The following is a 25,080-nucleotide window of genomic DNA, read 5'->3' on the forward strand; positions in this document are numbered from 1 at the left end:
GATTTTAAGCTGAGCTTTCGAATACATTTTCTGTTTTTGACATTCATCGTAGCCACCTCCCGTTAGTTCTGGGAGACGATCCGACCATCTTCGATACGGATAATGCGGTCTGCCATCTGCGCAATTTCTTCGTTGTGAGTGATCATTACGATTGTCTGGGCGAACTTTTGACTGGTGACTTTCAAAAGGCTCAATACATCCTGGCTGGTTTTGGAATCCAGATTGCCGGTGGGTTCATCTGCCAGAATGATAGCGGGTGCTGCCGCCAGCGCACGGGCAATGGCTACCCGCTGCTGTTGACCGCCTGAGAGCTGATTGGGCAGCGCATCCAGACGATCATCCAGCCCAAGTGTCTGTACAATCTGCTGTACGAAATCCTTATTGACCTTGCCACCGTCCAGCTCAATGGGTAGAACAATGTTTTCATACACATTCAGCACCGGAACAAGATTATATGCTTGGAACACAAAGCCGATTTTCCTGCGGCGGAAGATGGTCAGCGCTTCCTCCTTCAGGGAGAAAATATCCTGTCCGTCCACCATGACCGTGCCGCTTGTAGGGCGATCCAGCCCGCCCAGCATGTGCAGCAGCGTGGATTTGCCGGAGCCGGATGTGCCGACAATTGCAACAAATTCGCCCTTCTTTACACTTAAATCAACTCCATCCAACGCATGAACTGCGTTATTGCCGGAGCCATAAATCTTTTTCAGGTTTTTTGCCTGTAAAACTTCCATAAATGAGTACCTCCATGAAAAAATCTGTATGTATGAAAGGAAATGATCCTTTGATACATACAGATTATCGCATAGGAATCTTTCCACATTCTTTCCGGCGGAAAATGAAATCTAACAGTTTTGATAGAATTGTTGTTATTTCGGCAGAAATATGGAAAACGTACTTCCTTTTCCCGGAACGGAAGCAACCTTGATATAACCGCCCTCGCCGGATATGATCTGTCGGGCAAGGTATAAGCCGATGCCGACCCCTTCTTGTTTCTGCACACTATTTGAGCGGTAAAAGCGAGCAAATATCTTCGCTTGCTCACTTTCCGGGATGCCTGAACCGGTATCCGATATATCGATCCTTGCAAACATTTCATAGCTTACGGCAGAAATAGTAATGGTGCCATGCTCTGTATATTTGATGGCGTTGTCTACGATATTAGCCAGCGCTTCCGCTGTCCATTTGGAGTCGAATACAGCAAAAGCATCGGTATCTTGCAGTCGCAAAGACAATCTTTTTTCAGAAGCCTTGGCGGCATATTGTTCTACTACGCTTTCAAGCAGCGGCTGCAGCGCTGCTTGCTGAGGGGAGAGTGAAATGATCCCGTTTTCCAGTCTGGAAAGCTTTACGAGAGAATCGATCAGAAATCGCAGCTTTTCCGATTGTTTGTACAGCGCCTCCACATTTGCCTTCGCCGATGCAGGCAGAGTTTCCTCCTTCAGAAGCTCGCTGTATAACAGCAGGTTTGCAATCGGCGTTTTTGTCTGGTGCGAGATGTCCGCAATCAAGGTTTTGATTTTGTCTTTTTCCTGCGCTACATTTCGAGAAGATGCTTCTGCGGCAGAAAGATAGTGTGCAAACTTTGTTTCCAAAGCAGACAGCCGGCTTTCATCAAAATTGGTTTCAGAAAAGGAGCCGGTCATGGCAGCGTCCAGCATCCTTTCGATTTCTTCCATCGTTTTTCTGGCCTTTCTCCGCTCCCATAACACAACAGCTGCCGCCGCCAGAAAACATAGCAGTATGATCACAATACCGGTTTTATTCATCTTTTGTCACCCAGCTATAACCGATTCCATAGACGGTTTTAATGTATTTCTGTGCACCAAGCTTATCCCTCAGCCGCTTGATCGTAACAGACAAAGCATTTTCATCCACATATTCTGCGCCATCTGTCCAGATCCGGTCGACAAGGTCTCCACGGGTCATGGTTCGACCACGATTTTCAACAAGCAGACGCAGTAATTTTTGTTCGGTTTTGCTCAATTCCGCTTTTGAATCTCCCACATAAAAGGTCATAGCCTCAAAGTCAAAGTGAAATAGATCCATATGGAACGGCGCATTTTTATGGTTTGACGCTTGCTTTCGCAGTTGGGTATTCACCCTTGCCCGCAAAACCGAAAGAGAAAAGGGCTTGGTAATATAATCATCAGCGCCTCTCTCCAGTCCGTCTACGATGTCCAGATCGGTGTCATTGGCAGTCAGCAGAATAACAGGAATATAGGGTGTGTTTTCCTTGACCTCCCGGAGCAGCTCAAGCCCGCTGCCATCCGGCAGATTGATATCCAGCAGGATCAGGGATACACCGCCGCAAAGAAGCTGTTCCTTCGCCGTTTTTAGGTCTTGGCAGGATATAATCTGACGGTCATCTGCTTTCAGTGCTTTACTTAAACCCTGATTCAACCCTATATCATCTTCAATAATCAATAATTGTTCCATGTATCTCACTCCCTCGTTATTCAAAGGCCACCATTATTTCCTTGGGTAATTTTTCGTTCTCACAGTTCAGAAGATAGGCGATTGCTCTGCTTGCAAATTTGTTCGTTTTCACTGTATCCCAATCGGCAAGCAAAATGACCTCTGCCTTGCCGTTCTCAAAATCTAATGATATTTCGCCCCATTCGCCGTCGCAGTCTGCCTGATATTCGTAGATTGCGGCGGCGATTTTCTTTTTTCGCTTGGTCTTGGATTTCTGTTTTAGCCGGACTGCATGGATTGCGCCCTCGGCAACCAAAAATTCCGTCAACTTGTCCACTGCTTTTCGGTAGGCTCGTTCTGCACCGCTGGCTGTACTGCCCTCAAACATAACCGCCAGTTCTTCAAAGGTGGGGCGGTCTTTCCATGAGCTGACACGCCCACAGGTCATGCAAATTGCTAATCGTTTTTCGAGCAAGGTCTGTTCCCGGTAATTCAGTTTCTCAAATGCCCGCTGCACCTTTTCTGCCTGTATGCCGTTCCAGAGGATATCGGTATAGTTCCAGCTATCGTCAAGGGCTACATCCTCGCCTGTTTCTTCACCGTCCTCGTCTGTGACATAGAAAGGCTGCTGATTGCGGATACCTCGCACAACTTTCAGATAGTTTTCGGCAAGAGCAAGATCACAGTTGTATTTCTTGGAAAACTCGTTGACCGCATCCTTGGTATTGTGGTACAGCCAAGCCATTGACCGCACCATTTTGTAATTAGTCAGAGAGGATACCGACCATTTTTCTTCGCCCATGCGAAAACGGAGCATAGCATCCCGGATGAACGGATAGATGTATGTAGCATACTCTGCGCCCTTGGTAAGGTCATAGTCCATCAGTTTTTGGAGCATTTGTTCCCGGCAGGAGAGCTTTATATCTATAAATCGGTCTGTGTCGTACAAATCGCCGCCATCCACACCGAGAAAGTCTTTGATGCGCTTGTTAAGCTGCGGCTCGTAGTGGTGTAGGAAGAATGAGAAATGTATCAAATTCTTTTCCTGCAAGGCAGACAGGATATATTCGTTCAGACTGCCTACCTTTGGCGGCTCAGGTTCCAGTTGGAAGATGCGCTCTGCCACATAGGGAATGATACCATCACCGTGCGGATTGACTTGGTGTTTTGGTATGTATCCGGTCATATTCCATGTAAAATCATTCAGCATAGCGCACCTCCCTTCTAAGTAATCAGCGGGAATAATTAACCATAATTCCAAGTTTGTCTTGCAGCATTTATATTATCCAGAAGAACAGATGCAGGATTTGCCTCGTAATAGTACGTGCTCATATCCAAAACGCCTTCTTCCATTTCACCCCACTCTGCCGTGCGGGAAACAAAGATTCTATTATATACACACCAATCGCATGTGGTGGTGAAAGCAGCAATATCTGCAAAGTCTTTTGGAAATACAATTCTTCTTCCATTTGATGTTGGCTTAAGATAGTTCTCCATTATTTCTTTGAAATTCTTCAGATCATAATCCGTAGCGTTTTCCAAAGCTTTACAGACAATCAATTCTTCGTGCGTGAATTCTGTAAGTGTTTCTAAATGGTTTGCAAGAATTAGACCATAAATAACGCAAACCTTTGGGCATTCTGCATTTACGGTTTGTTTGAACAGATTGGCTACGATAATAGCCTTTTCCGGGCTGGAGTTTACATAGTTGTAAAGCTCGTTCAATCTTCTTTCGAGATTAAAGCCAGATGCAAGACCGTTCAGTAGATGGCCGAGTTTGAAGGTATTGTATTCAGATAGAAGATCATTTCCTATTCCGCCTACAATTCCCGCAACTGGGTTTACTACGCCCAACACACCAATAGAGCCAGAACGGATTATTTTGGTCATAGGATTGTCCATAACCCGGCTAAGCGCATTCCCAATATCAGTTAAATCATATTTCTGTGCCATTACATATTCCTCATTTCGTCCGTAATTTTGCTTCTTTCTTCAAAGCAGCCTGTCCCATCTCTTTTTCGTAATCACCTTTGGCATAGGCGACATTGCTCAGCGCTCGAAGCATTTTATCCTTTGCCAGCTTTTTCATAACCTCTGCAAGATCAGCGTCCAGAGTACCACGCTTCACATAGCGGTTTATGGTGTTCAGCCGTTTCTCATAAATCTGTTTCACCGGATGATCGTCCGCAAGCTCCCGTTGTTCTCTGCCTTTCAGGTTGCCGATCTGCCGACAGGTGCGGTGCAGCTTGTCCCCCGGTGCATAGCCGCCACAGTATTTGGTGTGCCGTGCGTTGGTGGTCAGAAACCACTTGCCGCAGATTTTGCATTTCTTCGGTGCATGACCAACACACAGGCCCTCAAAGAGATCAGACCGGAACATCCCCACAAAGGATACATAGTGCATCCGCTTGACCAGCTTCGCAACTTTTTCGCCGGGACGGATGATGGATACATACTGAACGGAATTGTTCAGGGTAGACATCCAGGCATTGCCCTCTGTGATAGAAAACTCCGGTGGGAAATAGGTGCCGAACATTTTCGCAAAGCCCTCTGCGGTGCGGTCTGCTTCGTTTCCGTCCGATTGTTCTGCAAAATCAAGCATCGCCTTTTGGTATTCCTCAAGGGAGTAAGCCAGATGCCCGCATACAGCGGTATAGCGCTGGAGCATCACCGCATCAGCATATTTCGGAACTTCTTCGAACGGTAAAGAATTGGTTACGGCTTTTATGGCGAACTCCACATATTTCAGAGCATTGTCCGCAGTAAAGACCCTTTCTATTCGTTCCCGGTGCTTTGGTATATCCATATAGGAGAACGGCGGCGTTTTGCTGAGAATCTCTAACATTGTCAATGCAGCTTCCTTTGCCATAGGAAAGAGTGCAGAAGTATCCTGTCCGGCATTCAGCATCCCGAGCAGCAGATTGATTTTCTCGCATTGCTCGTTCATTTTTGTAATAGTATCCGCAGGAACATTCAGCGCATCACAGGCAAGCGTGCCGACAGGGAATGTTTTGCCCTCATATATGACCGTATCCTGCCAGAAATCCAATGTCATCAATTCTTGATTCATGCTTGCCCTCCTGTCCTGTTTTTTCATTTTTCTAATTATATCATGTAAATGTGAAGAAATCTACGTCCTCAGATAAGTTGTCCTGTTTTTTGAAACAGGATTGTCCTGTCATTAGCCTGTTTTTTGAAAAATCCGTCATAACCATAATAGAAGGAGCGAAGCACCTGCCAATCACGGCGGGTGCTTCGTGCTTTCCAGAATATTATGAACGGAGGGTTTTTATGACAATCTATGGAACCATCAAAGCGGCAATCAGTGTCAAGCAAGCCGCCGAACACTACGGGCTGAAAGTCAACCGAAACGGTATGGCTTGCTGCCCGTTCCACAATGACAGGCATCCGAGCTTGAAGCTGAATGAGGACTATTTCTTCTGCTTCGGCTGTGGAGCAAAGGGAGATGTGATCGACCTTGTGGCAAGGCTGTTCAATATGAGCAGCTATGAAGCAGCGCAAAAGCTGGCTTCGGACTTCGGACTTGACCCGAAACCGCCCACTGTCGCAGCTATGGCCAAGCCAAAGCGTCCTTATATCCGTCAGTTCCGGGAGGATGAAATGCTGTGTTTCCGGGTGCTGACGGATTATCTGCATCTGCTGGAAGATTGGAAAGTGCGGTATGCACCCAAAACACCGGAGGAGGCTCTGGATGATCGTTTTGTGGAAGCCTGCCAGATGCACTGTCCTATCGAATATATGGCAGATGTGCTGACCGTGGGTGATCTGGAAGAGCGGGTGGCATTGGTGGACGAGCTGATGAAGGAGGGAAAAATTACTTTTCTGCAAGAGTACATCACACGAAAGAAAAAGGAGGTGGCGCACCATGGCGAAGAACCGGAAAACGCCTGATATGAATTTGCCTGTCTGGTTTGATGGGCAGAACATCAACGAAGCTCTGTTTTGTGAAGAATTTCTGCATGAGCGCAGAATCATCTTCGCAAACGGAGCTTTTTTTACGCCCGATGGTCGAGTGACGGACGATCTCCCACTGCGTGGGGAGATTTACGACAAGCTGAAATTCTGTGCCGTGAACAACATCCCCCGGAAGATCACCAACATTCTGGAAGTGCTGAAACTGGAAGCGCAAGTGCCTGACTTCCCACCGGAGCAGGATCGCATCCATGTGTTCAACGGTACGCTGCTGTTGAACGGCACATTTACCGAGGGCAGACCGGCTATCGTGCGAAGCCGTCTGCCTGTTGTCTACAATCCCGATGCTCCTGCGCCCGTGATCTGGCTGAACTTTTTGAATGGACTGCTCCATGCGGAAGACATTCCCACCTTGCAGGAGTTTATCGGTTATTGCCTGATCCCCTCCAACAAAGGACAGCGCATGATGGTGATTAAGGGCAACGGTGGCGAGGGTAAATCCCAAATCGGTGCGGTGCTTTCGGCTATCTTTGGCACAAACATGAAGGACGGCAGCATCGGCAAGATTTCTGAAAACCGCTTTGCCCGTGCCGATCTGGAGCACATCCTGCTGTGCGTAGATGATGATATGCGGATGGAAGCTCTGCGCCAGACCAACTATGTAAAATCCATCGTGACAGCACAAGGCAAGATGGATTTGGAACGTAAAGGCAAGCAGAGTTATCAGGGCTGGATGTTCGCCCGGCTGCTGGCATTCAGTAACGGTGATCTGCAAGCCCTGTATGACCGCAGTGACGGATTTTATCGCAGACAGCTTGTGCTGACCACCAAGGAAAAGCCGGTGGACAGAGCTGACGATCCTGATCTTGCAGAGAAGATGAAAGCTGAAGCCGAGGGTATCTTCCTGTGGGCATTTGAAGGCTTGCAGCGGCTTGTTGCCAACAACTTTAAGTTTACGGAGAGTGACCGTATCCGGGAAAACCGGGAAGCGGTCAAACGTGACAACAACAATATCTTTGATTTCATGGATTCCGAGGGATACATCCGGCGTAAAGCGGATGCGTCCATCAGCTCCAAGGATTTCTATGAAATCTATCGGATGTGGTGCGAGGAAAATTCTCTTGCTCCGCTGAAAGCCCGCAGCTTCAGCGACGCCATGATTGCCAATGCCAAGAAATTCAATCTGGAGCATTGCAACAACATCACCAACTCTGCCGGACGGCGGGTGTGGGGATTTATGGGTGTGGAAGCTGTGGCAAGACCTCATATAAATGGGTTTTACGGAGATTCGCCGTGTACGTACGTACCGGAGGACATTCCGGAGGAATGGCGGCAGGTCGAGTAAATCCCATTGCTGGTACGTATGTACGCAGCAAAAGAGCGTGAAACGCTCGTTATAGAAACAGCACACATCCTCTCGTTCGGGCTGTTTCTATGTTCACAGGCTTTTGAAAAAGTGTCTGTGGACACCGGCTGCAAGAGGAAGTTGACACAGAACAGCTTCATGCAGACGGGGCTGACCATAGGAAAAGGCGCAGACATTTTCACCTTGGTCAGCAGAGGTCACCGCAGTGACCGCATTCCCCCTCGGGAGAGCCCTCGGAGAGCCCACGGCACTTTGCAGCCAGTATGGATGAAAGTGTCATAGTGGGTTATTACACTTTGAAAAAGTGCCTCTCCGTAGCTCCCCGCTGTCTGCAAATCCCAAAGAAAGGGCAAAAATTCAATGGCAAGAAATGATGGAATAGACCGTACCGTAGCCAGAAATCAGGACTTGGAAACACCGGCTGATGTGGCGAAGGTACAGGAACACAATGAGCGTGAAAAGGACAGCTACAGCAATCAGGACATCGTGCCGGAACGTACTGCGCTGAATGTTCACTTCAAGTCTCCCACTGACGATTATGTAAAAATGTTCGAGCAGATGGAACAGGATGGCGTGATCTCCACCAGAGGTCTGAAACCGGATGCCGTCAAATACGGTGAGTTGATCTTTGATGTGAACTCTGCTTACTTCTACAATCACGGCGGCTATGAATTTGCAAAACAGTTTTATGCCGATGCCTATAAAGCCGCCGTGGAGATCGTAGGCGGTGAGCAGTATATCCTATCCGCTGTGATGCACGCCGACGAGCGCAACCGGGCAATGTCCGAAGCTCTGGGCGAAGATGTGTACCACTACCACCTTCATGTGGTTTATATCCCGGTGGTAGAGAAGCAAATTCTGTGGTCGAAGCGATGTAAGGATGAATCCCTCCGGGGAACGGTAAAGGAAACGATCACGCAGGTCAGCCGCAGTAAAAAATGGGAGTCCAAGCCGGTGCTTGACAAGGATGGTAATCCAATGTTGAACGCAAAAGGAAAAAAGATTTTGAAGTCGTCCTACAGTGTGTTGCAGGATGACTTTTTTCATTTCATGCGAAATGCCGGATATACCGATGTGGAGCGTGGAGAGCGTGGCAGTACAGAGGAACATCTGACTGTGACCCAGTTCAAGGTGCAGGCAGAACAGCAGCGCTTGGAAGCTGTGACCGGGCAGGTGGCACAGGCGAAGCGGGGGTTGGAGAATGCCAAAGCTGCCACGGAGAAACAGAAAAAGAAACTGGAAGCTCTGCAAAAGGAAACCAAAACAGCAAAGACCGTTGCTCTGACGGTGCAGGAGATTGAAACGATGGGAAAGAAAGCCACATTCGGAAATAATATCACGCTGACACCGGATGAATGCGACACGCTCAAACGCTATGCGGTTAACGGCATTATCGCCAATGCTGACAACAAGCGCTTGAAGGAGAAACTGGCTTCCGCTGAAAAGACGGTTTCCATCTGGAAACAGCGGTATGAAGCAGTAAGCGAAAAATATATGGAACTGAAACAGAAAGCCCAGCCTTTTCTGGATGCACTGGAAATTGCATCCGAAAGGGTTCGGGCTTTTATCAATTCTATCCTCATCAGAGGAAAGGAAACGCAGGAACACAAACACCCTGCCCAGAAGCGTGGACAGGATATGGAACTTTGATGGAGGAATTGCCTATTGAAGAAATATTATGAGGAAGCGAAATATAATGCGGCATTTGACCGCTGTGTGGATGTTATGAGCCAGATGCTCCAGAAGTACGGGCATCAGGTTTTGGATAAATTAGAGCAGGATACTCCACAAACGGTGGAGTGTTCCAAGGATGATAAGCAAGCGCAGCTTCTGACGGATAAGGCTGCGTAAAATTTGCAATTTACACGTTGCGTATTCGCTATGGCTATGCTATAATGATTACGCAACGTGTATTTTTTGCTTTTGTGGAGAAAAGACGGATGGATTGTAAAAACAGAATTATAAAGTTGCGTGAAAGCACAGGACTGAATCGGAAAGATTTTTGCAAGCTCGTCCATATTCCTTACCGGACTATGACTGAATGGGAATTGGACAACCGCCATGCACCGGATTATGTGCTGTGGCTTTTGGAGTATTATATCCGCAACGAGGGACTTATGGTAAAAGGAAGGAATGAGGGAGGTGGAGATTCTGAAAAAGAAACAACTTAAATGCTATCTTTATACAAGAGTGTCCACCTCGATGCAGGTTGACGGATACAGCTTGGATGCCCAGCGTGACAAGCTGCGGAAGTATGCGGCATACGAGGATATGATTGTTGCCGGGGAGTATTCTGACGAGGGCTTTTCCGGAAAGAACATTCAAGGGCGGCAGGAGTTTCAACGGATGCTGAATGACATCCAGGACGGCAAAGATGATGTTTCTTATGTGTTGGTCTTTAAGCTGTCCCGATTTGGCAGAAATGCAGCGGACGTTCTGAACTCTTTGCAACTCATGCAGGATTTCGGTGTCAATCTGATCTGCGTGGAGGATGGCATTGACAGCTCCAAGGATGCAGGAAAGCTGATGATCTCTGTGCTGTCTGCGGTGGCAGAGATTGAGCGAGAAAATATCCGCACACAGACAATGGCAGGACGTGAGCAAAAGGCTCGTGAGGGCAAATGGAACGGCGGTTTCGCTCCATATGGATACAAACTGGAAAATGGAAACCTTGTCATTGCAGAGGATGAAGTGGAAGTAATTCGTGTCATTTATGACCGCTACATTCACACTAATGAGGGTGTTGCAGGAGTTGCAAAATATCTGAACCGCAATGGTTATACTAAGAAACTAAGACAGAATAATACCATTCCGGGATTTTCAAGAGATTTTGTGAAAAATGTATTGTACAATCCTGTTTATATGGGAAAGATTGCTTACGGCAGACGAAGAACAGAAAAGAAACAGGGTACAAGAAACGAGATGCACGTGGTTGAGCAGTCGGAGTTCCCGGTTTATGAAGGACAACACGAAGCTATCATTTCCGAAGAGGATTGGTATCTGGCACAGGAAAAGCGCAAGATCAATTCCTTTAAGCGGGAAAAGGTTAACAATCCAGACCACGCACACATCCTGTCCGGTATCTTGAAATGCCCATGCTGCGGAAAGAGTATGTACGGCAATATCGCCAAGGCGCACAGCAAGGACAAGAAAACACGGTATTATTACTACTGCAAAAATACGGTTACACCGACAGGGCATGAGTGCAGTTTCCGTCTGAATATCGAGCAGACGGAAATCAACAAATTTGTGGCGAAGGTTATCTCCGCTATGGTCAATAATCCACGGTTTGTAGAAGCGATTCAGGCGAAAATCGGAACAGCAGTTGATACAGAAGATATGGAACGGCAGATTGCTGTCCTACAAGGGCGGCTAAAGCAAGCCTTTGGAACGAAAAGCCGCTTGGAGCGTCAGATGGATACCTTGGACATCAATGATGCCCACTATGACAGAAAGATTTTGGACTTGCAGCGCCGCTATGATGAGCAGTATGATACCATAGAGGAAATCGAAGTTCAGATTGGCGAATTGCAAAGTCAGATCCGCAGCATCCAGCAGGAGAAGATTTCCGGAGACAATATCTATCGCTTGTTGCTGGCATTTGATGAAGTCTACCATTCCGCAACGGAAGCGGAGCAGAAGGAGTTTATGAAGGCCTTTATCGAGCGAATTGAGATGTTCCCGGAGAAAAGGAAAGACGGAAGCTGGATAAAGAAGATCGTATTCAATTTTCCTGTGCCTGTTGATGGTGAGGAAGTGAAAGAACTTCCCTTGGAAACTGAAACAACTGTCGAGACTGTGTGTTTGCTGTCAAGAAAATAAAATCAAGTGCTGAAAAGCGGCGTATTTCCGGGCTTTTTGTAAGGTTGGTATCATCAGAGAAGCCTTGCGGAAAGCTCGGTTTTATTATATGGAAACATATCTACTTTTCGGTCTGATTGGAGAGAAATTGAGTACCGGAGAATAGCGGTAGGGTTTAGGCTGTGGATTAGATGTCAGAGGTTGTGTCACTAGGATTGTTGTCAGAGCCGACCGCAGTTTAAGCCACTCGATACTAAGGGGCAGACTTGGCAGTGGAATAGATAACAGGAGGATTTGAAAGATGATGGATAAAGATTATTTGTATCAGATTGATATTCGAGAATGGATAGAGAGAGGATTAGATGCTGACATAATGGTTCCTGTATCAGGAAATAAAATTGATAAAAAGTATGATATATACCTTCAGAGTTTTCTTCTTCCTTTGAATGAAGTTGAAAATGATATGGAAAATGATACATATAATGCACATACATTGATGCCTGGAATTACAGTTTACGGTTCTTGGGAGGATGATGAAAAGGTTTATCATCGTTGGGGAAATGACAATGGTTATGAACCACTTGTTATAAAAAGAGAATATAATGGCGTAGCTACAGATTCAATAGAAATTGTTGAAGAGTTTCGATTATTATTCAATCTGTATTTCAATTCACAAAAAAATGAATATATTGATGTTTCTAACGGTGAAGGAATTACCGTAGTGAAAATGAATGATAATGGGTATGTAACTATACATAAAAGATACTTAAAAACGTATCTAGCAGTAAAAGAAAAAGTATTGATGATACATATTGATAGCAGGTGCGTTTCTATCGATAATTCGGAAAAAATCAAGGAAGATGGATTGGTTTATAGAAATAGCGAAAACACAATTTTTTATGCACTTAATATCGGAAATACATCAACTGGACTAAAAAGGAAAAATTATTCCATCATTTATGCAAAAAATGTTGTCTCAGGTTGCAGTTTATGTGATAGTAATATTTGGCCGTATAATGAAGAAAAGACTTATGTTGATTTTATTATTGGTATAGATGAGAACGGAAAAGAAATACGCCATACTTGTAATCCGAAAGAATTAAACAACTACTTCGGGGCAAATCCAACAGCGCCGCACTATTTAACACCTGTATATTTTGACAGTGCAGTACTGAATAAGTATTATTCGAAACCTGAAATTTATAAAGTCGAAGATGGAATTATTCGATGTGGTGTATTGTGGTCATTGTATATTGATAATAGTAATTCAGATTATGTATCAGCTTATTTAGGTGATTTAGGAAGAGATTTACCAAGTGAAGCCGAGCAGCATTATTGGAGGGGATTTAACAAGTCGATTGGAGGAAAATTGAGCAAAACAAAAATAAAGAGAGATTTTATGTGTATTGCATCAGACTCAGAGTCTCCAGATTTTGTTTTTAAGAAAGCTTATACACGATTAAATAGAGTTTTCACTGAAAAGTATGGATGGCCTTTATTTTTATCATTAACAGAGCAGGATGCTTATAATTTTGAAATATTACGAGTTCCAGTAAATAATTCAATTACTGAGATGGATATGCTGGTTCTTTCTTTAGTCAAAATACTGATTGATTCTTTAAATGAAAAGAGCATTTCAAAACGGTTAACTGGTAATTACGAAAAACTTGTAGGTAGCATTTCAAAAATAGAAGCTTGGCTATGTGAAAGTAATATCGAAAACTATAATGAGCATATTAAGTTCTTGAGAAATCTACAGGAGTTACGTTCAAGTGGAACGGGACATCGTAAAGGAAAGGGATATCAAAAAATTACGAAAAAGCTTGATGTGAAAAAAGAAAACTATGCAGAAACCTTTTCCTGTTTGTTAAAAGATGCTACTAACTTTTTAACGTTCATGGAATTAAATATTGAAAATTTGAAATAAAATGAAAAGGCTCCCCATCACCGGGAATTATCCAGTGGTGGGGAGCCATTGTATATCTATAGAGTTATGCATCCACATCAATGCTGACGCCAGATTTCAATTCAACTATTATGCGGTCATCCCAGATGGTGATCTGCTTAATCCAGCGTCGCACCAGTGATTCATCGAATTCAGTAAGGAGGGCGGTCTGCTGTGAGATGTAATCCTGCAAGTCGTTAATTCTCTTTATCTGTTCATCCCTTGCGGCGGTATCGACAGTGGTTTTCTGACGAAGTTCTCGGAATCTGAAGATCTCATCCGCTATTTCGTCGTAGTCCTCTTTACTGTTGGCTTTTTGAATCAGCTCCTGTTGCAGGGCCATTAGCTTCTTGTCAATGCTGTCTATGGCTGTTACCTGTGAAGCTCGGATGACTGCGGCAATGTTAAGCTGGAGCTGTGCCTGATAGTTATTTTTGTCGCCGAGTAATTGATTGATGGCATTGACAACGGCATCCTGAAGAACCAGCTCATTGATGGTTCGAGCGTGGCATTCAAGTCCGGTGGATTCCAGCCTGCTGATGCAGCGCCAGACAATTGATTTGACGCCTCGATTGTTCCAGTGGAGTCTTCGGAACATTTCACCGCATTCGCCGAAAATGACGATTTGGGAGAAGCAGTGATTGCAACTGTAGCTTCGTTTTTTGCCATTGTCACTGGTTTTTACCACTCGTCTGCGGACAAGTTCTTCCTGTATCTGCTGGTAAATGTTCTTCGGAATAATGGCTTCGTGATCGCCTTCTACATAGTATTGTGGAACAAGACCGTTATTTTTAACTCTGGTCTTGTTTAGAAAGTCTGTAGTGTAGGTCTTTTGAAGCAGGGCATCACCGATGTATTTCTCGTTTCGGAGAATTTTGTTGATGGTGCTTGTGTGCCACTTTTCCCCTCCGGCACCGGTAAGGATACCGTCACGCTCCAGGCCTGCAGCAATCTTGTCCATACTGAGACCTTCTAAATATTCTCGATAAATGCGCTTTACGATTTCTGCCTGTTCTGGATCGATGATGAGGTTGCCGTCCGCGTCTTTCGTGTATCCAAGAAAACGATTGTGGTTGATTTGTATTTTCCTTTTGTGATGATATGCTCTATCACCACGGTTCCGGCGGCTTGGCCCTGTCTCCAAAGTCGGGCGTTGGTCTGCTGATATAATTCCAGTGACCATGTCAGACCAAACCAGATAAGGGTGGAACCGCCAGCCTGTAGATTGAGTCCATGACCAGCAGATGCAGGATGAATGACTGCGACTGGTATCTTTCCAGCATTCCAGTCGGTGATGTCCTTGCTGGACTTTATTTCTCTCACATCAAAGCGCTTTTTGATTCGTGACACCTTCCAAGGAGAGTGGAAGCCCCATCGTGGCGGACCATATCATAGAGCAACGCCAGCTTTCCGGTTTCAGATATTCTCCGGTCGGATAACCTAAGAAACGAGAAAGACAGATGCGTTCAAAGGTAGCGTTGAAGGCCCACTTGATGACACATTCATCCTCTAGAGCAAGAAGGATTTCTTTTGGAATCTGTTCTCCGCAGGCAAGATCAATGACCTGAACGGGCTGGTTATCTACACTGTAGGCAAAGAGTAAGATTTCAAAATCAGGTGACTCTACATAGCGATATACTCCGGTTTTCTGAAGTGGCACATCGCTGTAGGTTTCAATATCGATACTAAGTGTTTTCATGAGATTGTCCTTTCTACAAAACAGGCAGCAGAGAAATCCCTGCCGCCTGCCTTGTTACTGTTTATCTTTATTGGATTTATATTTATTGATGTCACGACGAATGTGGTATACCGCATAACTAACAAGGTAAAAAATGATTTTTCCTACGTTGTAGATGATGAAGCCATATACCGCCGCAAAAAAGGTATAGGAGATGACATTAGCAATAAATAGATTTAAGATTTCTGCAAATTCATTCATAGGTTGTCTCCTTTTGTCAGAAAATGTGCTGGCGGCAGTGAGTTCCACCGCCAGCAGGTTGATAGATTACTTAAAGTCTTTCATGCGCTTTTCGTGGTATTCGAGGTCGCGCTTGTCTTTTTCCTGCTCACGCTTTTCACGTTTATGGTCGTTGATGATACTCTGAATCATAGAGATTGCAGTAGTGAGACCGACGCAAGCGAAGCAGCCGATACAGATGTTTACAAGAATTGTGCTAATCACGATTGTCTCCATAGTTTGCTACCTCCATTAGTCAAGAAAATCATCGTCGTTATCAGTTGCAAAGTCAGATTCAGCAGATGCCTTACCGCCAAGAGGCTCGCCATCATGAATCTTCTGCAAATTGTTAAGGCCACAGGCGATGCCTTTATTGCCAGAGCTGTTGAAAGCGTAAAAACTGATGCTGGCACGACCGTAGATTCCAGAGTAAACCTCAGAACGAGTGAGGATAGGATTGCGGTCTGCATCTACGATACCAGGTGCAGAGGTTGCATTTGCATTCACAAAGAAGCTGCCAGCGTATGCAGGATCGTCCGGTCTTTCAAGATCTCCGTCACGAAGAGGCGTCTTAAGTACAGAAAGAGCAGGTACGGATTTACCATTGCCCTTGAGCTTTGCTTCACCTTCACGGTATGCAGCCTCGATAGCAGCTTCAATCTTTGCAACAGTCTTTGTGTCGGATTTTGGGATAATCAGGCTGACACTATATTTCGGAGTGCCACCGTTGATGGATTTAGGTTCCCAGACGTTGGCATAGCTCCAACGTGTGTTAGGACCAGTGATAACCTTCATGGGATTTGTCATTTTTACATTTTTACTCATTGTCATATTCCTCCATAAATCATTTTTTGCTGTGTTCATTGCCGGGCGTTTATCGCTTTCCGGCACAAGAGTAGGTTTGCCTTGTGGCTTTTCAATATAGGCTGCAAGGAGTTCCTCGAAGCGAGATTTGCCGAGTAGCTTTTGCATAGCAGTGATACCAAGTAGCTTCTTTTCATAAGGGTCAAAACCAGCAGATTCGACAGCCTTTGATACAGCGGCTTCGTTGGTATATCTGCGATTAGAGCGACCTTCGACCAGCTTCCAACCGGTCCATTCTTTACCGCTGATTGCCTGCTGGAGTGCATACTCCTTGATGTCGTTGGCCCAGGAGACCAGCTCGTCGACACGGGAAAGAATGACTTCAATTTCTGAATCCGTAAGCAGTGGTGGCAGTTTGAAATCGTGCTGTGCGAGTAGAAGATTGGCTTCTGCTCTGGCCCGGCATTCATGCTTTGCCTTACAGAATCCGCACCATTCACCGCACAGGAAGTTTCCATCACTGGCAAAGGCGAGGTCTGCGGTAGGCTTCAGAACTTCATCGGCCCACTGATACAGGTCATCCTTACTGACTTCATAGGTAGAAACGTTCTGACGTCTGGGCTGGTAGATGGTCATGCTGACCGTATCGATGTCATAAATATCATCGAAAAGCTCCAGAGCGCCAAGAGCGTAGCATTTCATCTGTGGATTGTCTTCAGCGCAAACAAGTATTCCAAGACCGTGTTTGTAGTCAATCACATGCATAGTTCCATCGCTGATGAGAATAGCATCTGAGGTTCCGAAGCCTTGTTCCACCCAACGGGAAAAGTCCACTCGTTGTTCAATCAGAACAACTGGATCGGAGCAGGTCTGCTTGGCATCTTCCAAAAGCTCCATAATAAAGCTGGCGTACCCGGTGGCACAATCTTCCATTTCGGCGTTGTACCAGTCGAGACTTTTGGTTGGATCAGTAGCTTCCATGCCGAGAGCTTTAAGGAGCTTGTATTCACAAAGAGCGTGTGCGTCGGTACCTTCTGCAGCATAATCACTACCTTTATCCTCATAGGTTTCGCAGAGTCTTGCTGACGGTGGGCAGTGGAGCCAGCGGTCAGAAGATGATGCGGAGAGGATTGAATGTCCTTTAGGTGGCATATTAGAGCACCTCCACTTCCCTAAGCAGGGCTTCATAATGTTTCGGGTCTACGAGTGACAACTTGCTTGCACCGTACTTTTTAAGAAGCTCTCGAATTTCAGCTGTATGCCCGGCACGAGATTTATCAGCCAGAACAGCTCGAACTTCCTCAAGGGTCAATGCAGTTTTCGCAGGAGCAGCAGGGGCTTCTGCTTTTTCAGTAGCTTCGGATGCTCCTCCAAACTGCTGTGCGAGCCAGTTTGCTACATCGTTAATAGCAGCGGCGGCATTTCTCAGCTCTTCGATGGTCATAGCCATATCGCTCATTTTTGACATTTTCTGTTCCTCCTTCCTCGGATTGTCTGTGTGCGGCGATGATTCTGAGATTCTTCGCCATTCTTGCGGATACCTGACTGATTGCAGTGAGAGTAGCAATCACTTCTGCGTCAGTGCCGCTTCGGTTGTGAAAAGTCTGTTTCACGATGTTCACCTCGCTTTCTGTAGGTCGCTTTGTTTCGCCTTACACTACTCAATGGAGGTGAGATTGCCGTTTGGCCGAAAAAATATAAAAAAGTTTTTGAAAAGAAAAATCGTCCCCTAAAAAATCAGAGGACGACCATTCATATTAGATGTAGTCCTTAAGCTCGGAGCGGAGCTTCTGGAACAGCTTGTCCCTGCGATACACGAATGTATTACGAGAGAGGCCCATTTCCTTGCCGCAGTCACGTTCCGATTTTCCTTCCATAATAAGCTGGCAGATAAGACGGCCTTCCGGGTCCAGCTCGTTCAGCTTTGCGTAGAGGGCACGAAGAAGTTCTGCGTCCTCCATTAATTCAGCGATAGCTGCGGATTCATCCGGCATGTCATCAAGCCAGCTCTTTTCATTTCCTTCACCGTCGCTTACGGTGTTATCGAGAGAAAGCTGATCGCCAGCCTTGACATACGGACAGGTCATACAGTCCATGTCGCATAAATAGCGTTTGCTTGCAGGGCAGACACAACGGCCATGTTCCTGCTGGCGTTTACGGTAGGCGTTGATGTCACGGTAGTAGTTCGTGTAGAACTCCTTGTTTACGTCTACCCAGCTTTTGGATTCCTTGATGTAGATACGATACTGTTTGCTCTGATTGTCTTTGTTTGCCATAACATTTACCTCCTGTGATTGGCATAGATTTGTGACCAGTCACAGGTGGAAACAGAGATTTCAGGCATATTTCGCTGTAGAGTTTATTGTTCGTTCATACTCGCTACATTGAAAATAATGTCGAAAAGTGTTATGATGATTTAGTAGGGTTTGTTGGGGGTTGCTCTGGTTTATATTCATCAGATTCGACGGCCGACAAACATCAAAAAATCCCTGTGGCTTTTCACAGGGCTAGAAAATAGTAAGTTGAGTAGGCCTGCCATTCACAGTTGAGTAAGTTGAGTAGGTAAATTTGGTTAGAGGGACAATCAATGACAAAAAATGAAAATTTAAGACTGTGTGGCGGTACGTTTTTCACCTTGCTTTTAGAGGCTAGAAAGCAACTGCTGGGTGCAAATGAACACTACGCAGGAAAAAAAGATGGATTAACTGAATATGAAACTTTGATTGGTTTGGCCAGAGTGATACGTTCTGATTTAGCGACACCAATGCCGACTGAAATTAAAACAATTCAGGGTAACGCTTCAGAATATAAGAAATGTAAGAATGCAGGCGGAGGCTACTTCCCGTTCGGTGATAAAACGGCATTGAGAGTTTTTGACGAAAGAGTGAAGAACGAGTATGTGGATACATTGAGAAAAATGTGCCGCTTTGTGGATGACTTCATTGATGCTGGAGGAGATATAAAAAAAGACGAGCTACTCGTGAAAGCACTCGTCGAATTAATATCGTTGGATAATTGCATTGATGATAGCCAATCTTTCTATATCAAAGAAGATGGAACAACAGCGCAGAAAAAAGAACTCATAAATATGAAAGAAATTCCTTTGCAGTCATTTCTATTAGGTATATTTCATTATTCGGTATGTAGTGTTGATAATGTAGTTGGAGCTGAAACATTCGATTTCTGGTGTCCGTCTGCCGGTGGAGCAAAAAGGACTTACAAAGGAGATATTGGTGCCGATTGGCCAGTAGATATCAAACTCAGATACATTCAGCTTGAAGATTGTGACATAGCTGAGAATGATGCTAATGGCTCACCAGAAGATGTCATAGTTGAAGCGGACTGTGAAGATCCTCATCAGAACAAAGAAAAATCTAAACAGCAAATGGTTTTTAATTTCAACGTAACTGGAAATAACAATAGCTTCATTCAGCATGTCGATAGCATTACGAACAATTATTATGGAGGGCAGAAAAAAGATGGAGAATAAATTACAGCCATCACAACCGGGAGCTTTGCAAGCGCAAACACCGAATACGACATTTAATTTGCCCGGTAACAATAATACATTGGTAGCTCATACAGACGCTGTGAACAATACCTATAGCGTAATGATGGTGGGTGGGGCACCACCCATGCCGGGAAGCCCTAACGCAGTGCACACCATTACATTAAATACAGATTTCTATCACCTTCTGGTTGTTGGAGATGATGAATTAAATCCTCAGTACTGTCATTGCCTTGTTCGAAAGGACAGAGCAATAACGGAAAGTACCTCAAAAGAACTGAAAGCAGCTTATGCGGCTTTGTCAGAAGATGCAATATCGGTGCTGAAAACCTATCCGGCAATTATTGCGACTGAGAACCACACTTATGGGAAAACAGATGAAGACCACTATGCTGCGTATGGGTTGATTGTTGATGTAAAGATTCAGGACAATGGCATTAAAGTATATTATCAAATACTTAACTGGATACCACAGCAGAAAATAAATGAACTTCGGTTTGAACTCGGAATCGAAGGCTGCAGCGGAACGAATGAATTGAATCGTATGCACTGGGCAATAAAAAAGATAAATGCAGTAGAGGTATTAAGGGAAGCTGGGATACAAGTCTTTTCTTTATAAATACGCAACCACTCATCTGGAATCGAACATGGAGGAATAATATGAGTGCAGAATATGAAAACATGCAAGTTGAAAAATGGGTAAACCTTGAAGATGTAGCAGAACACCTAAGTTTGAGTCAGGATACAGTCCGTACTTGGATAAAAGAAGGAAAATTACCTGTATATAAAGCTGGAAAACGATATAAATTCAAAATCTCTGAAGTTGACGAATGGGTCAGAGAAGGAAAAATTAAAGAATAGAAGCAGGAGGTAGATTTGCATATGAACCCTAAAATGAAATCAGCAATAGAAAAAATAACGTTAAACGATGCCACATTTTCCAATGAGGTTATAGAACCGACGTATGTAAATTTCTTCTATGGGAAGAATGGTGCAGGCAAATCTACCATTGCACGAACGTTTAAGGCAAACGATGAGCGTTTACAGTGGCAAGCTGGGAAGGCATCAACTGACTATGATGTTCTTGTGTATGATACAGATTTTATAAATGCTAACTTGCGTAACTATGGAAATCTTGCTGGTGTATTCACCGTAAATGAAACTAATATTGCTATTCAAGAGCAGGTTGATACACTCAATGCAGAACGCAAGAAAATGGGTGAGGAATATAACGGACATAAGGCCGCTATAGACCAGAAAACAGCGGATAAGAATACCGCTTTATCGACATTTCAATCAGACTGCTGGAGCAAGAGTGCGGAAGCCAGAACACTATTCGATGAAGCTATTAAGGGTAAGAAAAAAGCTGCATTATTCGCTCAAGAAATTTTAGCAATTACGCCGGTTGCTCATGATGTTGAAGATTTAAAAACTCTATATGGGACCGTTTTTTCTGGCGATGCACAGCAGTACAACATGCTGTCTAAGGCAGGTAAAGTTACCTATGCATCCCTGCCGGGATATGAATTGATGGGAAAACCAATCTCCAGCAGCAGTGATACGGACTTTGCAAAATTTATTAAAGCCCTAAAAGCTACTGATTGGGTGCGAAGTGGTCATACTCATTTTGCTGGCCAGACAGACGGAAAATGCCCATATTGCCAGCAAAAACTCCCGTCTAACTTTGATAAAGAAATAGCTGCATGCTTTGATGCACAGTATCAAGATGACATCTCTGCGATTAATGCTTTTCAAAGAACATATGAATCAGAGATGGATTCCGTTGTAGCAACGCTGGAGGGCAATGTATCTGCTGCTATGCCGGAATTAGACTTGTCAGAATATGAAGTAAAAGTTCAGCTTCTTGTGGATGCGATAACCATTAATAAACAGAGAATTGCAGCAAAGATTAAAGAGCCGACATCCATTGCTTCCTTAGAAGATACTGATAGTTTGCTCATTGAGATTGGCACTCTGATTGATGGCTTTAATAAGAAAATCAAAGAAAATAACGAGATAGTCAGAGACCTCAAAACAAAGAAGGTTCTATGCAAAAAGCAGGTGTGGGAGTATCTTGCAGAGCTTTTGAAAGCTGATGTAGCTGCGTACAACAAAGCACTGTCTGATTTGGACACTGAAATAAAAGCATTGAAAGATAAAATGGAACAGTTAAAAAAGGATGCTACTGCCAAGAAGAAAGAGGCCAATGAACTAAACAAACAGATTGTGAATACTGAGGCCACTATCGATAGCATCAATGTTCTGCTTGATAATTCTGGTTTTGAAGGTTTCCATCTTCGTGCAAAGGACGGAGTAGCAAATACATATGAGGTTATTCGGCCGGATGGAACTGTTGCAGAAAAACTGAGCGAAGGTGAAAGAAACTTTATTGCATTCTTGTATTACTATCACCTTGTGAAAGGAAGCCTTAATAGTGAAGCTGTAAAAGATAAAATTGTTGTTATTGATGACCCGGTATCCAGTATGGATAGTGGAGCATTGTTCATCGTCAGTGCTCTGGTCAGAGAGATGATTGAGGTTTGTTACAACAATACGGACTATCGAAGCCATAAAGTCGACGGCGACTATATTAAGCAGATTTTCATTCTGACTCACAATGTTTATTTCCATAAGGAAATTACGCATCACCAAGCAAAGAGATATCACAGCGTTTCGTTCTATATGATTCGTAAGATAGAAAACATTTCTTCAGTTAAACTTTGTGTGCGTCAGAGTCAGAGAGTACCTACCGAGCAAGAGAACTATAATCCAATTCAAAACTCGTATGCTGCTCTGTGGGATGAATATAAGGAACTGAAAACAGCAAATACGGTGAAGAATGTAATCCGACATATTCTTGAATACTACTTTATTCAGATATGTGGCTACGAAGGAAACGACCTTCACAAGATTGTTCTGGAACAGAATAAGCTGTTGTTTGTGGATGAAGTGGAAGGACAGAAGCCTAATTATGACCGATACAACCTTGCTTCAAGCATGCTCACATATATGAACGACGGCCCAGCTGTTATAAGTGATGGCTTCAACTATATTGATGATGGCAGTGATGTGGAACAGTGCAAAAAAGTGTTTGAGTTGATTTTCACTGCCATGCATCAGGAACAGCACTATAAGATGATGATGGGAATCGAGGACTAAGTCCCGATTTTTGGACACTTAAACATATAAAATTAACAATGACTAGGGTTAGGAAGCTCTTAGTCTGATTGGAGGAAAATATAATGGCACAAAAGCAGACTATCGATGCAATGTGGGACGATAGCCCTATCGATGTATCAACAGAGGTGAATTTTATCTGGTCTATTGCAAATAAGCTGCGTGGTACATACCAGAGTGATAAATATAAAGATGTAATCATTCCGATGGTTATCATCAGACGTTTTGAGTGTGCGCTGGAACCTACCAAAGACAAGGTGGTTGCACAGTTTAAAGCAAACCCAAATTACCCGGCAAAAGCTATGTATCGTATTTCGGGGTTTCAGTTCTACAATACTAGTGAATTTACACTTGCAGAATTGATTAATGATGCCGACAATTTAGCAGCCAACTTTAAAGCGTATCTTCAGAGTTTTTCTCCTAATGTGCAGGAGATTATTGTGTCTGCTGAGAAAGGTTTGGACTTTTATAAGCAAATTGACAAGATGGATAAAAACGATCGCCTGTTAAGTGTCGTCAAAGCATTTTCAGAATTGGATTTGAATCCTCGCACGATTGATAACGTAAAGATGGGATACATTTTCGAGGATTTAATTCGTAGATTCTCTGAAAACGCTGAGGCTGGTGATCATTACACTGGACGAGATATCATTAAATTGATGGTAAATATTTTGTTAGCTGAAGGCTGTGACGATATCTTTGACGACGGAAAAGTAATTACAGTTTTGGATCAAGCATGTGGTACAGGTGGTATGCTCTCCACAAGCTATAACTTCATTAAGAGATATAATCCTACTGCAGATGTTCGTCTTTTTGGGCAGGAAATCAATCCGGAATCTTATGCTATCTGTCTTGCAGAAATGCTCATCAAAGGTCAGAATGCAGAGAATATCTGCTATCAGGACACTATGAAGAAAGATCGATTTGCTGAAACCAAGATGCGCTTTGTTATTGAAAATCCGCCATTTGGTACTCCGTGGGGAGGTAAAGATGCAGCTGAAGGTGTAGAAAAAGCAGTTAATGATGAATATGCAAAGGGATTTGAAGGCCGTTGGGGTGCTGGGCTCCCTGGTTCCGGCGATATGCAGATGCTGTTTTTGCAATCTGCTATTGACAAAATGGATGATAACTTTGGTCGTGCTGCTATTATTGAAAATGGTAGTCCATTATTTTCAGGTGGTACAGCTTCTGGCGAAAGCCAAATTCGTCGTTGGATGTTAGAAAACGATTTAATCGAAGCAATTATTGCATTGCCAACAGATCTGTTTTACAACACGGGCATAGCTACATATATCTGGGTGCTTTCAAAAAATAAACGTGCTGAGCGCAAGGGCAAGATTCAGTTGATAGATGCTTCGTCCTTCTTCCACAAACTGCGCAAGGCTCTGGGTGATAAGAAAAATGAAATATCTCCGGAAGACCGCAGCACCGTAACGAAGCTCTATGCAGAATTTGCAGAAAACGAGTACTGCAAGATTTACGACAACGAGGAGTTCATTTACCGTGAGTACACGGTTATGCAGCCTCTTCAGCGTAGCTATGCCATTACAGAGGAGCGTATCGAAGCTATGCTGTCTAAGGGTGCGCTTTCTTCTCTCTATGATCAGGCTAAGGTTAATGAATTGGAGAATGCTGAAGAACTAACTGGCAAAGAACAGAAAAAATTGGAATCATTCCAAAACAATCAGGCCTTATACGATGAGATTATTACTACATTGAAAGCTGTCACTTCAGAACAAGTATATAATTCACCGACTGAGTTTATGCCTGTACTGACTAAGGCACTTGCTTCGGCAACATCTGATAAAAAATTGCTCGACAAGATTGCTAATGGCCTCTCTATTATGGATAAGAATGCAGAAATTCAACGTGACCGCAAGGGAAGGATTATTTACGACAAAGAAACCAAGGACACCGAACTGGTGAAATGGGAGGAAAGCATCGAAGATTATATGGCACGTGAGGTTTTGCCTCATATCCCGGATGCCGCCGCTTTCTTTGAGGAAGATCTTGGAAAGAAAAAACCTGTCATCAAGACCGGTGCTGAAATCCCATTCACGCGGTATTTCTACAAATATCAGGCATCAACGCCAAGTGAAGAGCTGGAAACAAAGTTTATGGAACTGGAATTTTCGGTTTCAAAGCGTGTGGCAAAGCTGTTTGAGTAAGGT

25 protein-coding genes and 3 pseudogenes are annotated in these 25,080 nt (G+C 44.2%); 12 read left to right on the top strand and 16 right to left on the bottom strand.

Going from position 1 to position 25,080, the window contains the following annotated elements; translation table 11 throughout:
• Nucleotides 1–62 precede the first annotated feature (62 nt).
• The 6 genes from NCY57_RS00895 to NCY57_RS00920 form a co-directional block, all read right to left on the bottom strand.
• Nucleotides 63–734: an ABC transporter ATP-binding protein gene (locus NCY57_RS00895; protein WP_006858253.1), complete on the bottom strand. Its 672-nt coding sequence runs from the start codon at nucleotides 732–734 to the stop codon at nucleotides 63–65.
• A gap of 135 nt (nucleotides 735–869) precedes the next feature.
• Nucleotides 870–1,769 (bottom strand): sensor histidine kinase, encoded by a 900-nt coding sequence (locus NCY57_RS00900; protein ID WP_250789365.1) that lies wholly within the window; start codon nucleotides 1,767–1,769, stop codon nucleotides 870–872.
• On the bottom strand, nucleotides 1,762–2,439 hold the full coding sequence (locus NCY57_RS00905; protein ID WP_250789368.1) for a response regulator transcription factor: 678 nt from the start codon (nucleotides 2,437–2,439) through the stop codon (nucleotides 1,762–1,764). The genes NCY57_RS00900 and NCY57_RS00905 overlap by 8 nt, the downstream gene beginning before the upstream one ends.
• A gap of 16 nt (nucleotides 2,440–2,455) precedes the next feature.
• Nucleotides 2,456–3,628, bottom strand: coding sequence for a hypothetical protein (locus NCY57_RS00910; protein ID WP_250789370.1), 1,173 nt, complete (start codon nucleotides 3,626–3,628; stop codon nucleotides 2,456–2,458).
• Nucleotides 3,629–3,663: 35 nt separating this feature from the next.
• Nucleotides 3,664–4,371 (bottom strand): hypothetical protein, encoded by a 708-nt coding sequence (locus NCY57_RS00915; RefSeq protein WP_055199524.1) that lies wholly within the window; start codon nucleotides 4,369–4,371, stop codon nucleotides 3,664–3,666.
• 10 nt (nucleotides 4,372–4,381) lie between these two features.
• Nucleotides 4,382–5,488, bottom strand: a complete 1,107-nt coding sequence (locus NCY57_RS00920) for a DUF6076 domain-containing protein (protein ID WP_250789371.1) — start codon at nucleotides 5,486–5,488, stop codon at nucleotides 4,382–4,384.
• 221 nt (nucleotides 5,489–5,709) lie between these two features.
• Here NCY57_RS00920 and NCY57_RS00925 point away from each other — a divergent pair, with 221 nt between their 5' ends.
• From NCY57_RS00925 to NCY57_RS00955, 7 genes are all read left to right on the top strand, one after another.
• A complete protein-coding gene (locus NCY57_RS00925) occupies nucleotides 5,710–6,330 on the top strand; it encodes a CHC2 zinc finger domain-containing protein (protein ID WP_250789373.1) in 621 nt (206 codons plus the stop codon).
• On the top strand, nucleotides 6,305–7,696 hold the full coding sequence (locus tag NCY57_RS00930; RefSeq protein WP_250789375.1) for a DNA primase family protein: 1,392 nt from the start codon (nucleotides 6,305–6,307) through the stop codon (nucleotides 7,694–7,696). The genes NCY57_RS00925 and NCY57_RS00930 overlap by 26 nt, the downstream gene beginning before the upstream one ends.
• Nucleotides 7,697–8,077: 381 nt before the next feature.
• Nucleotides 8,078–9,367: a plasmid recombination protein gene (locus NCY57_RS00935; RefSeq protein WP_173793899.1), complete on the top strand. Its 1,290-nt coding sequence runs from the start codon at nucleotides 8,078–8,080 to the stop codon at nucleotides 9,365–9,367.
• A 15-nt stretch (nucleotides 9,368–9,382) separates the two neighbouring features.
• Nucleotides 9,383–9,568, top strand: coding sequence for a hypothetical protein (locus tag NCY57_RS00940; protein ID WP_208893051.1), 186 nt, complete (start codon nucleotides 9,383–9,385; stop codon nucleotides 9,566–9,568).
• Nucleotides 9,569–9,657: 89 nt separating this feature from the next.
• Nucleotides 9,658–9,888, top strand: coding sequence for a helix-turn-helix domain-containing protein (locus NCY57_RS00945; RefSeq protein ID WP_015540908.1), 231 nt, complete (start codon nucleotides 9,658–9,660; stop codon nucleotides 9,886–9,888).
• A complete protein-coding gene (locus NCY57_RS00950; RefSeq protein WP_284709581.1) occupies nucleotides 9,869–11,539 on the top strand; it encodes a recombinase family protein in 1,671 nt (556 codons plus the stop codon). The genes NCY57_RS00945 and NCY57_RS00950 overlap by 20 nt, the downstream gene beginning before the upstream one ends.
• A 280-nt stretch (nucleotides 11,540–11,819) precedes the next feature.
• Complete coding sequence (locus tag NCY57_RS00955) at nucleotides 11,820–13,445, top strand: hypothetical protein (protein ID WP_110103442.1); 1,626 nt, start codon at nucleotides 11,820–11,822, stop codon at nucleotides 13,443–13,445.
• A 64-nt stretch (nucleotides 13,446–13,509) separates the two neighbouring features.
• Here NCY57_RS00955 and NCY57_RS00960 read toward each other — a convergent pair whose 3' ends face one another.
• The 10 genes and pseudogenes from NCY57_RS00960 to NCY57_RS01005 form a co-directional block, all read right to left on the bottom strand.
• Nucleotides 13,510–14,547 carry a recombinase family protein gene (locus tag NCY57_RS00960; protein WP_227588950.1) on the bottom strand — a complete coding sequence of 346 codons (1,038 nt, stop codon included), beginning with the start codon at nucleotides 14,545–14,547 and terminating at the stop codon, nucleotides 13,510–13,512.
• Nucleotides 14,460–14,813 (bottom strand): annotated as a pseudogene (locus NCY57_RS16990) (ATP-dependent helicase); the annotation flags it as partial. The pseudogene NCY57_RS16990 and the gene NCY57_RS00960, both read right to left, overlap by 88 nt.
• A pseudogene (locus NCY57_RS00970) lies at nucleotides 14,809–15,162 on the bottom strand (hypothetical protein); the annotation flags it as partial. The pseudogenes NCY57_RS00970 and NCY57_RS16990, both read right to left, overlap by 5 nt.
• Before the next feature lie 54 nt (nucleotides 15,163–15,216).
• Complete coding sequence (locus NCY57_RS00975; protein WP_110103440.1) at nucleotides 15,217–15,402, bottom strand: hypothetical protein; 186 nt, start codon at nucleotides 15,400–15,402, stop codon at nucleotides 15,217–15,219.
• Nucleotides 15,403–15,468: 66 nt separating this feature from the next.
• Entirely contained in the window at nucleotides 15,469–15,645 is a 177-nt protein-coding gene (locus NCY57_RS00980; protein WP_330383008.1) for a hypothetical protein, read from the bottom strand.
• 27 nt (nucleotides 15,646–15,672) lie between these two features.
• Complete coding sequence (locus NCY57_RS00985; protein WP_173740051.1) at nucleotides 15,673–16,245, bottom strand: DUF2815 family protein; 573 nt, start codon at nucleotides 16,243–16,245, stop codon at nucleotides 15,673–15,675.
• An 18-nt stretch (nucleotides 16,246–16,263) separates the two neighbouring features.
• Nucleotides 16,264–17,376: pseudogene (locus NCY57_RS00990) on the bottom strand (DUF2800 domain-containing protein); the annotation flags it as partial.
• A gap of 1 nt (nucleotide 17,377) precedes the next feature.
• On the bottom strand, nucleotides 17,378–17,692 hold the full coding sequence (locus NCY57_RS00995; protein ID WP_110103439.1) for a DNA ligase: 315 nt from the start codon (nucleotides 17,690–17,692) through the stop codon (nucleotides 17,378–17,380).
• On the bottom strand, nucleotides 17,628–17,837 hold the full coding sequence (locus NCY57_RS01000) for a hypothetical protein (protein WP_146207156.1): 210 nt from the start codon (nucleotides 17,835–17,837) through the stop codon (nucleotides 17,628–17,630). The genes NCY57_RS00995 and NCY57_RS01000 overlap by 65 nt, the downstream gene beginning before the upstream one ends.
• Before the next feature lie 144 nt (nucleotides 17,838–17,981).
• Nucleotides 17,982–18,500 carry a helix-turn-helix transcriptional regulator gene (locus tag NCY57_RS01005; RefSeq protein ID WP_110103438.1) on the bottom strand — a complete coding sequence of 173 codons (519 nt, stop codon included), beginning with the start codon at nucleotides 18,498–18,500 and terminating at the stop codon, nucleotides 17,982–17,984.
• Nucleotides 18,501–18,811: 311 nt separating this feature from the next.
• Here NCY57_RS01005 and NCY57_RS01010 point away from each other — a divergent pair, with 311 nt between their 5' ends.
• From NCY57_RS01010 to NCY57_RS01030, 5 genes are all read left to right on the top strand, one after another.
• Nucleotides 18,812–19,714 carry a hypothetical protein gene (locus NCY57_RS01010; protein WP_110103437.1) on the top strand — a complete coding sequence of 301 codons (903 nt, stop codon included), beginning with the start codon at nucleotides 18,812–18,814 and terminating at the stop codon, nucleotides 19,712–19,714.
• The gene (locus NCY57_RS01015; protein ID WP_110103436.1) at nucleotides 19,704–20,351 is read left to right on the top strand and encodes a hypothetical protein; all 648 of its coding nucleotides are present in this window, start codon (nucleotides 19,704–19,706) and stop codon (nucleotides 20,349–20,351) included. The genes NCY57_RS01010 and NCY57_RS01015 overlap by 11 nt, the downstream gene beginning before the upstream one ends.
• Nucleotides 20,352–20,392: 41 nt before the next feature.
• Entirely contained in the window at nucleotides 20,393–20,593 is a 201-nt protein-coding gene (locus NCY57_RS01020) for a helix-turn-helix domain-containing protein (protein ID WP_008976224.1), read from the top strand.
• A gap of 21 nt (nucleotides 20,594–20,614) precedes the next feature.
• The gene (locus tag NCY57_RS01025) at nucleotides 20,615–22,891 is read left to right on the top strand and encodes an AAA family ATPase (RefSeq protein ID WP_110103435.1); all 2,277 of its coding nucleotides are present in this window, start codon (nucleotides 20,615–20,617) and stop codon (nucleotides 22,889–22,891) included.
• An 83-nt stretch (nucleotides 22,892–22,974) separates the two neighbouring features.
• On the top strand, nucleotides 22,975–25,077 hold the full coding sequence (locus tag NCY57_RS01030) for a type I restriction-modification system subunit M (RefSeq protein WP_110103434.1): 2,103 nt from the start codon (nucleotides 22,975–22,977) through the stop codon (nucleotides 25,075–25,077).
• The last annotated feature ends 3 nt before the right edge of the window (nucleotides 25,078–25,080 follow it).

This window comes from Blautia sp. MB18-30 (assembly GCF_023669475.1).
Taxonomy (GTDB): domain Bacteria; phylum Bacillota; class Clostridia; order Lachnospirales; family Lachnospiraceae; genus Blautia_A; species Blautia_A fusiformis.

What these genes read in the sequence shown, in the direction of transcription:
- NCY57_RS00930 (WP_250789375.1), top strand. Translation starts at nt 6,305, where the DNA reads ATGGCGAAGAACCGGAAAACGCCTGATATGAATTTGCCTGTCTGGTTT.
- NCY57_RS00895 (WP_006858253.1), bottom strand. Translation starts at nt 734, where the DNA reads ATGGAAGTTTTACAGGCAAAAAACCTGAAAAAGATTTATGGCTCCGGC.
- NCY57_RS00945 (WP_015540908.1), top strand. Translation starts at nt 9,658, where the DNA reads ATGGATTGTAAAAACAGAATTATAAAGTTGCGTGAAAGCACAGGACTG.
- NCY57_RS01025 (WP_110103435.1), top strand. Translation starts at nt 20,615, where the DNA reads ATGAACCCTAAAATGAAATCAGCAATAGAAAAAATAACGTTAAACGAT.
- NCY57_RS00905 (WP_250789368.1), bottom strand. Translation starts at nt 2,439, where the DNA reads ATGGAACAATTATTGATTATTGAAGATGATATAGGGTTGAATCAGGGT.
- NCY57_RS00900 (WP_250789365.1), bottom strand. Translation starts at nt 1,769, where the DNA reads ATGAATAAAACCGGTATTGTGATCATACTGCTATGTTTTCTGGCGGCG.
- NCY57_RS01015 (WP_110103436.1), top strand. Translation starts at nt 19,704, where the DNA reads ATGGAGAATAAATTACAGCCATCACAACCGGGAGCTTTGCAAGCGCAA.
- NCY57_RS01005 (WP_110103438.1), bottom strand. Translation starts at nt 18,500, where the DNA reads ATGGCAAACAAAGACAATCAGAGCAAACAGTATCGTATCTACATCAAG.
- NCY57_RS01020 (WP_008976224.1), top strand. Translation starts at nt 20,393, where the DNA reads ATGAGTGCAGAATATGAAAACATGCAAGTTGAAAAATGGGTAAACCTT.
- NCY57_RS00915 (WP_055199524.1), bottom strand. Translation starts at nt 4,371, where the DNA reads ATGGCACAGAAATATGATTTAACTGATATTGGGAATGCGCTTAGCCGG.
- NCY57_RS00955 (WP_110103442.1), top strand. Translation starts at nt 11,820, where the DNA reads ATGATGGATAAAGATTATTTGTATCAGATTGATATTCGAGAATGGATA.
- NCY57_RS00985 (WP_173740051.1), bottom strand. Translation starts at nt 16,245, where the DNA reads ATGAGTAAAAATGTAAAAATGACAAATCCCATGAAGGTTATCACTGGT.
- NCY57_RS00995 (WP_110103439.1), bottom strand. Translation starts at nt 17,692, where the DNA reads ATGTCAAAAATGAGCGATATGGCTATGACCATCGAAGAGCTGAGAAAT.
- NCY57_RS00925 (WP_250789373.1), top strand. Translation starts at nt 5,710, where the DNA reads ATGACAATCTATGGAACCATCAAAGCGGCAATCAGTGTCAAGCAAGCC.
- NCY57_RS00910 (WP_250789370.1), bottom strand. Translation starts at nt 3,628, where the DNA reads ATGCTGAATGATTTTACATGGAATATGACCGGATACATACCAAAACAC.
- NCY57_RS00935 (WP_173793899.1), top strand. Translation starts at nt 8,078, where the DNA reads ATGGCAAGAAATGATGGAATAGACCGTACCGTAGCCAGAAATCAGGAC.
- NCY57_RS00920 (WP_250789371.1), bottom strand. Translation starts at nt 5,488, where the DNA reads ATGAATCAAGAATTGATGACATTGGATTTCTGGCAGGATACGGTCATA.
- NCY57_RS01010 (WP_110103437.1), top strand. Translation starts at nt 18,812, where the DNA reads ATGACAAAAAATGAAAATTTAAGACTGTGTGGCGGTACGTTTTTCACC.
- NCY57_RS00975 (WP_110103440.1), bottom strand. Translation starts at nt 15,402, where the DNA reads ATGAATGAATTTGCAGAAATCTTAAATCTATTTATTGCTAATGTCATC.
- NCY57_RS01030 (WP_110103434.1), top strand. Translation starts at nt 22,975, where the DNA reads ATGGCACAAAAGCAGACTATCGATGCAATGTGGGACGATAGCCCTATC.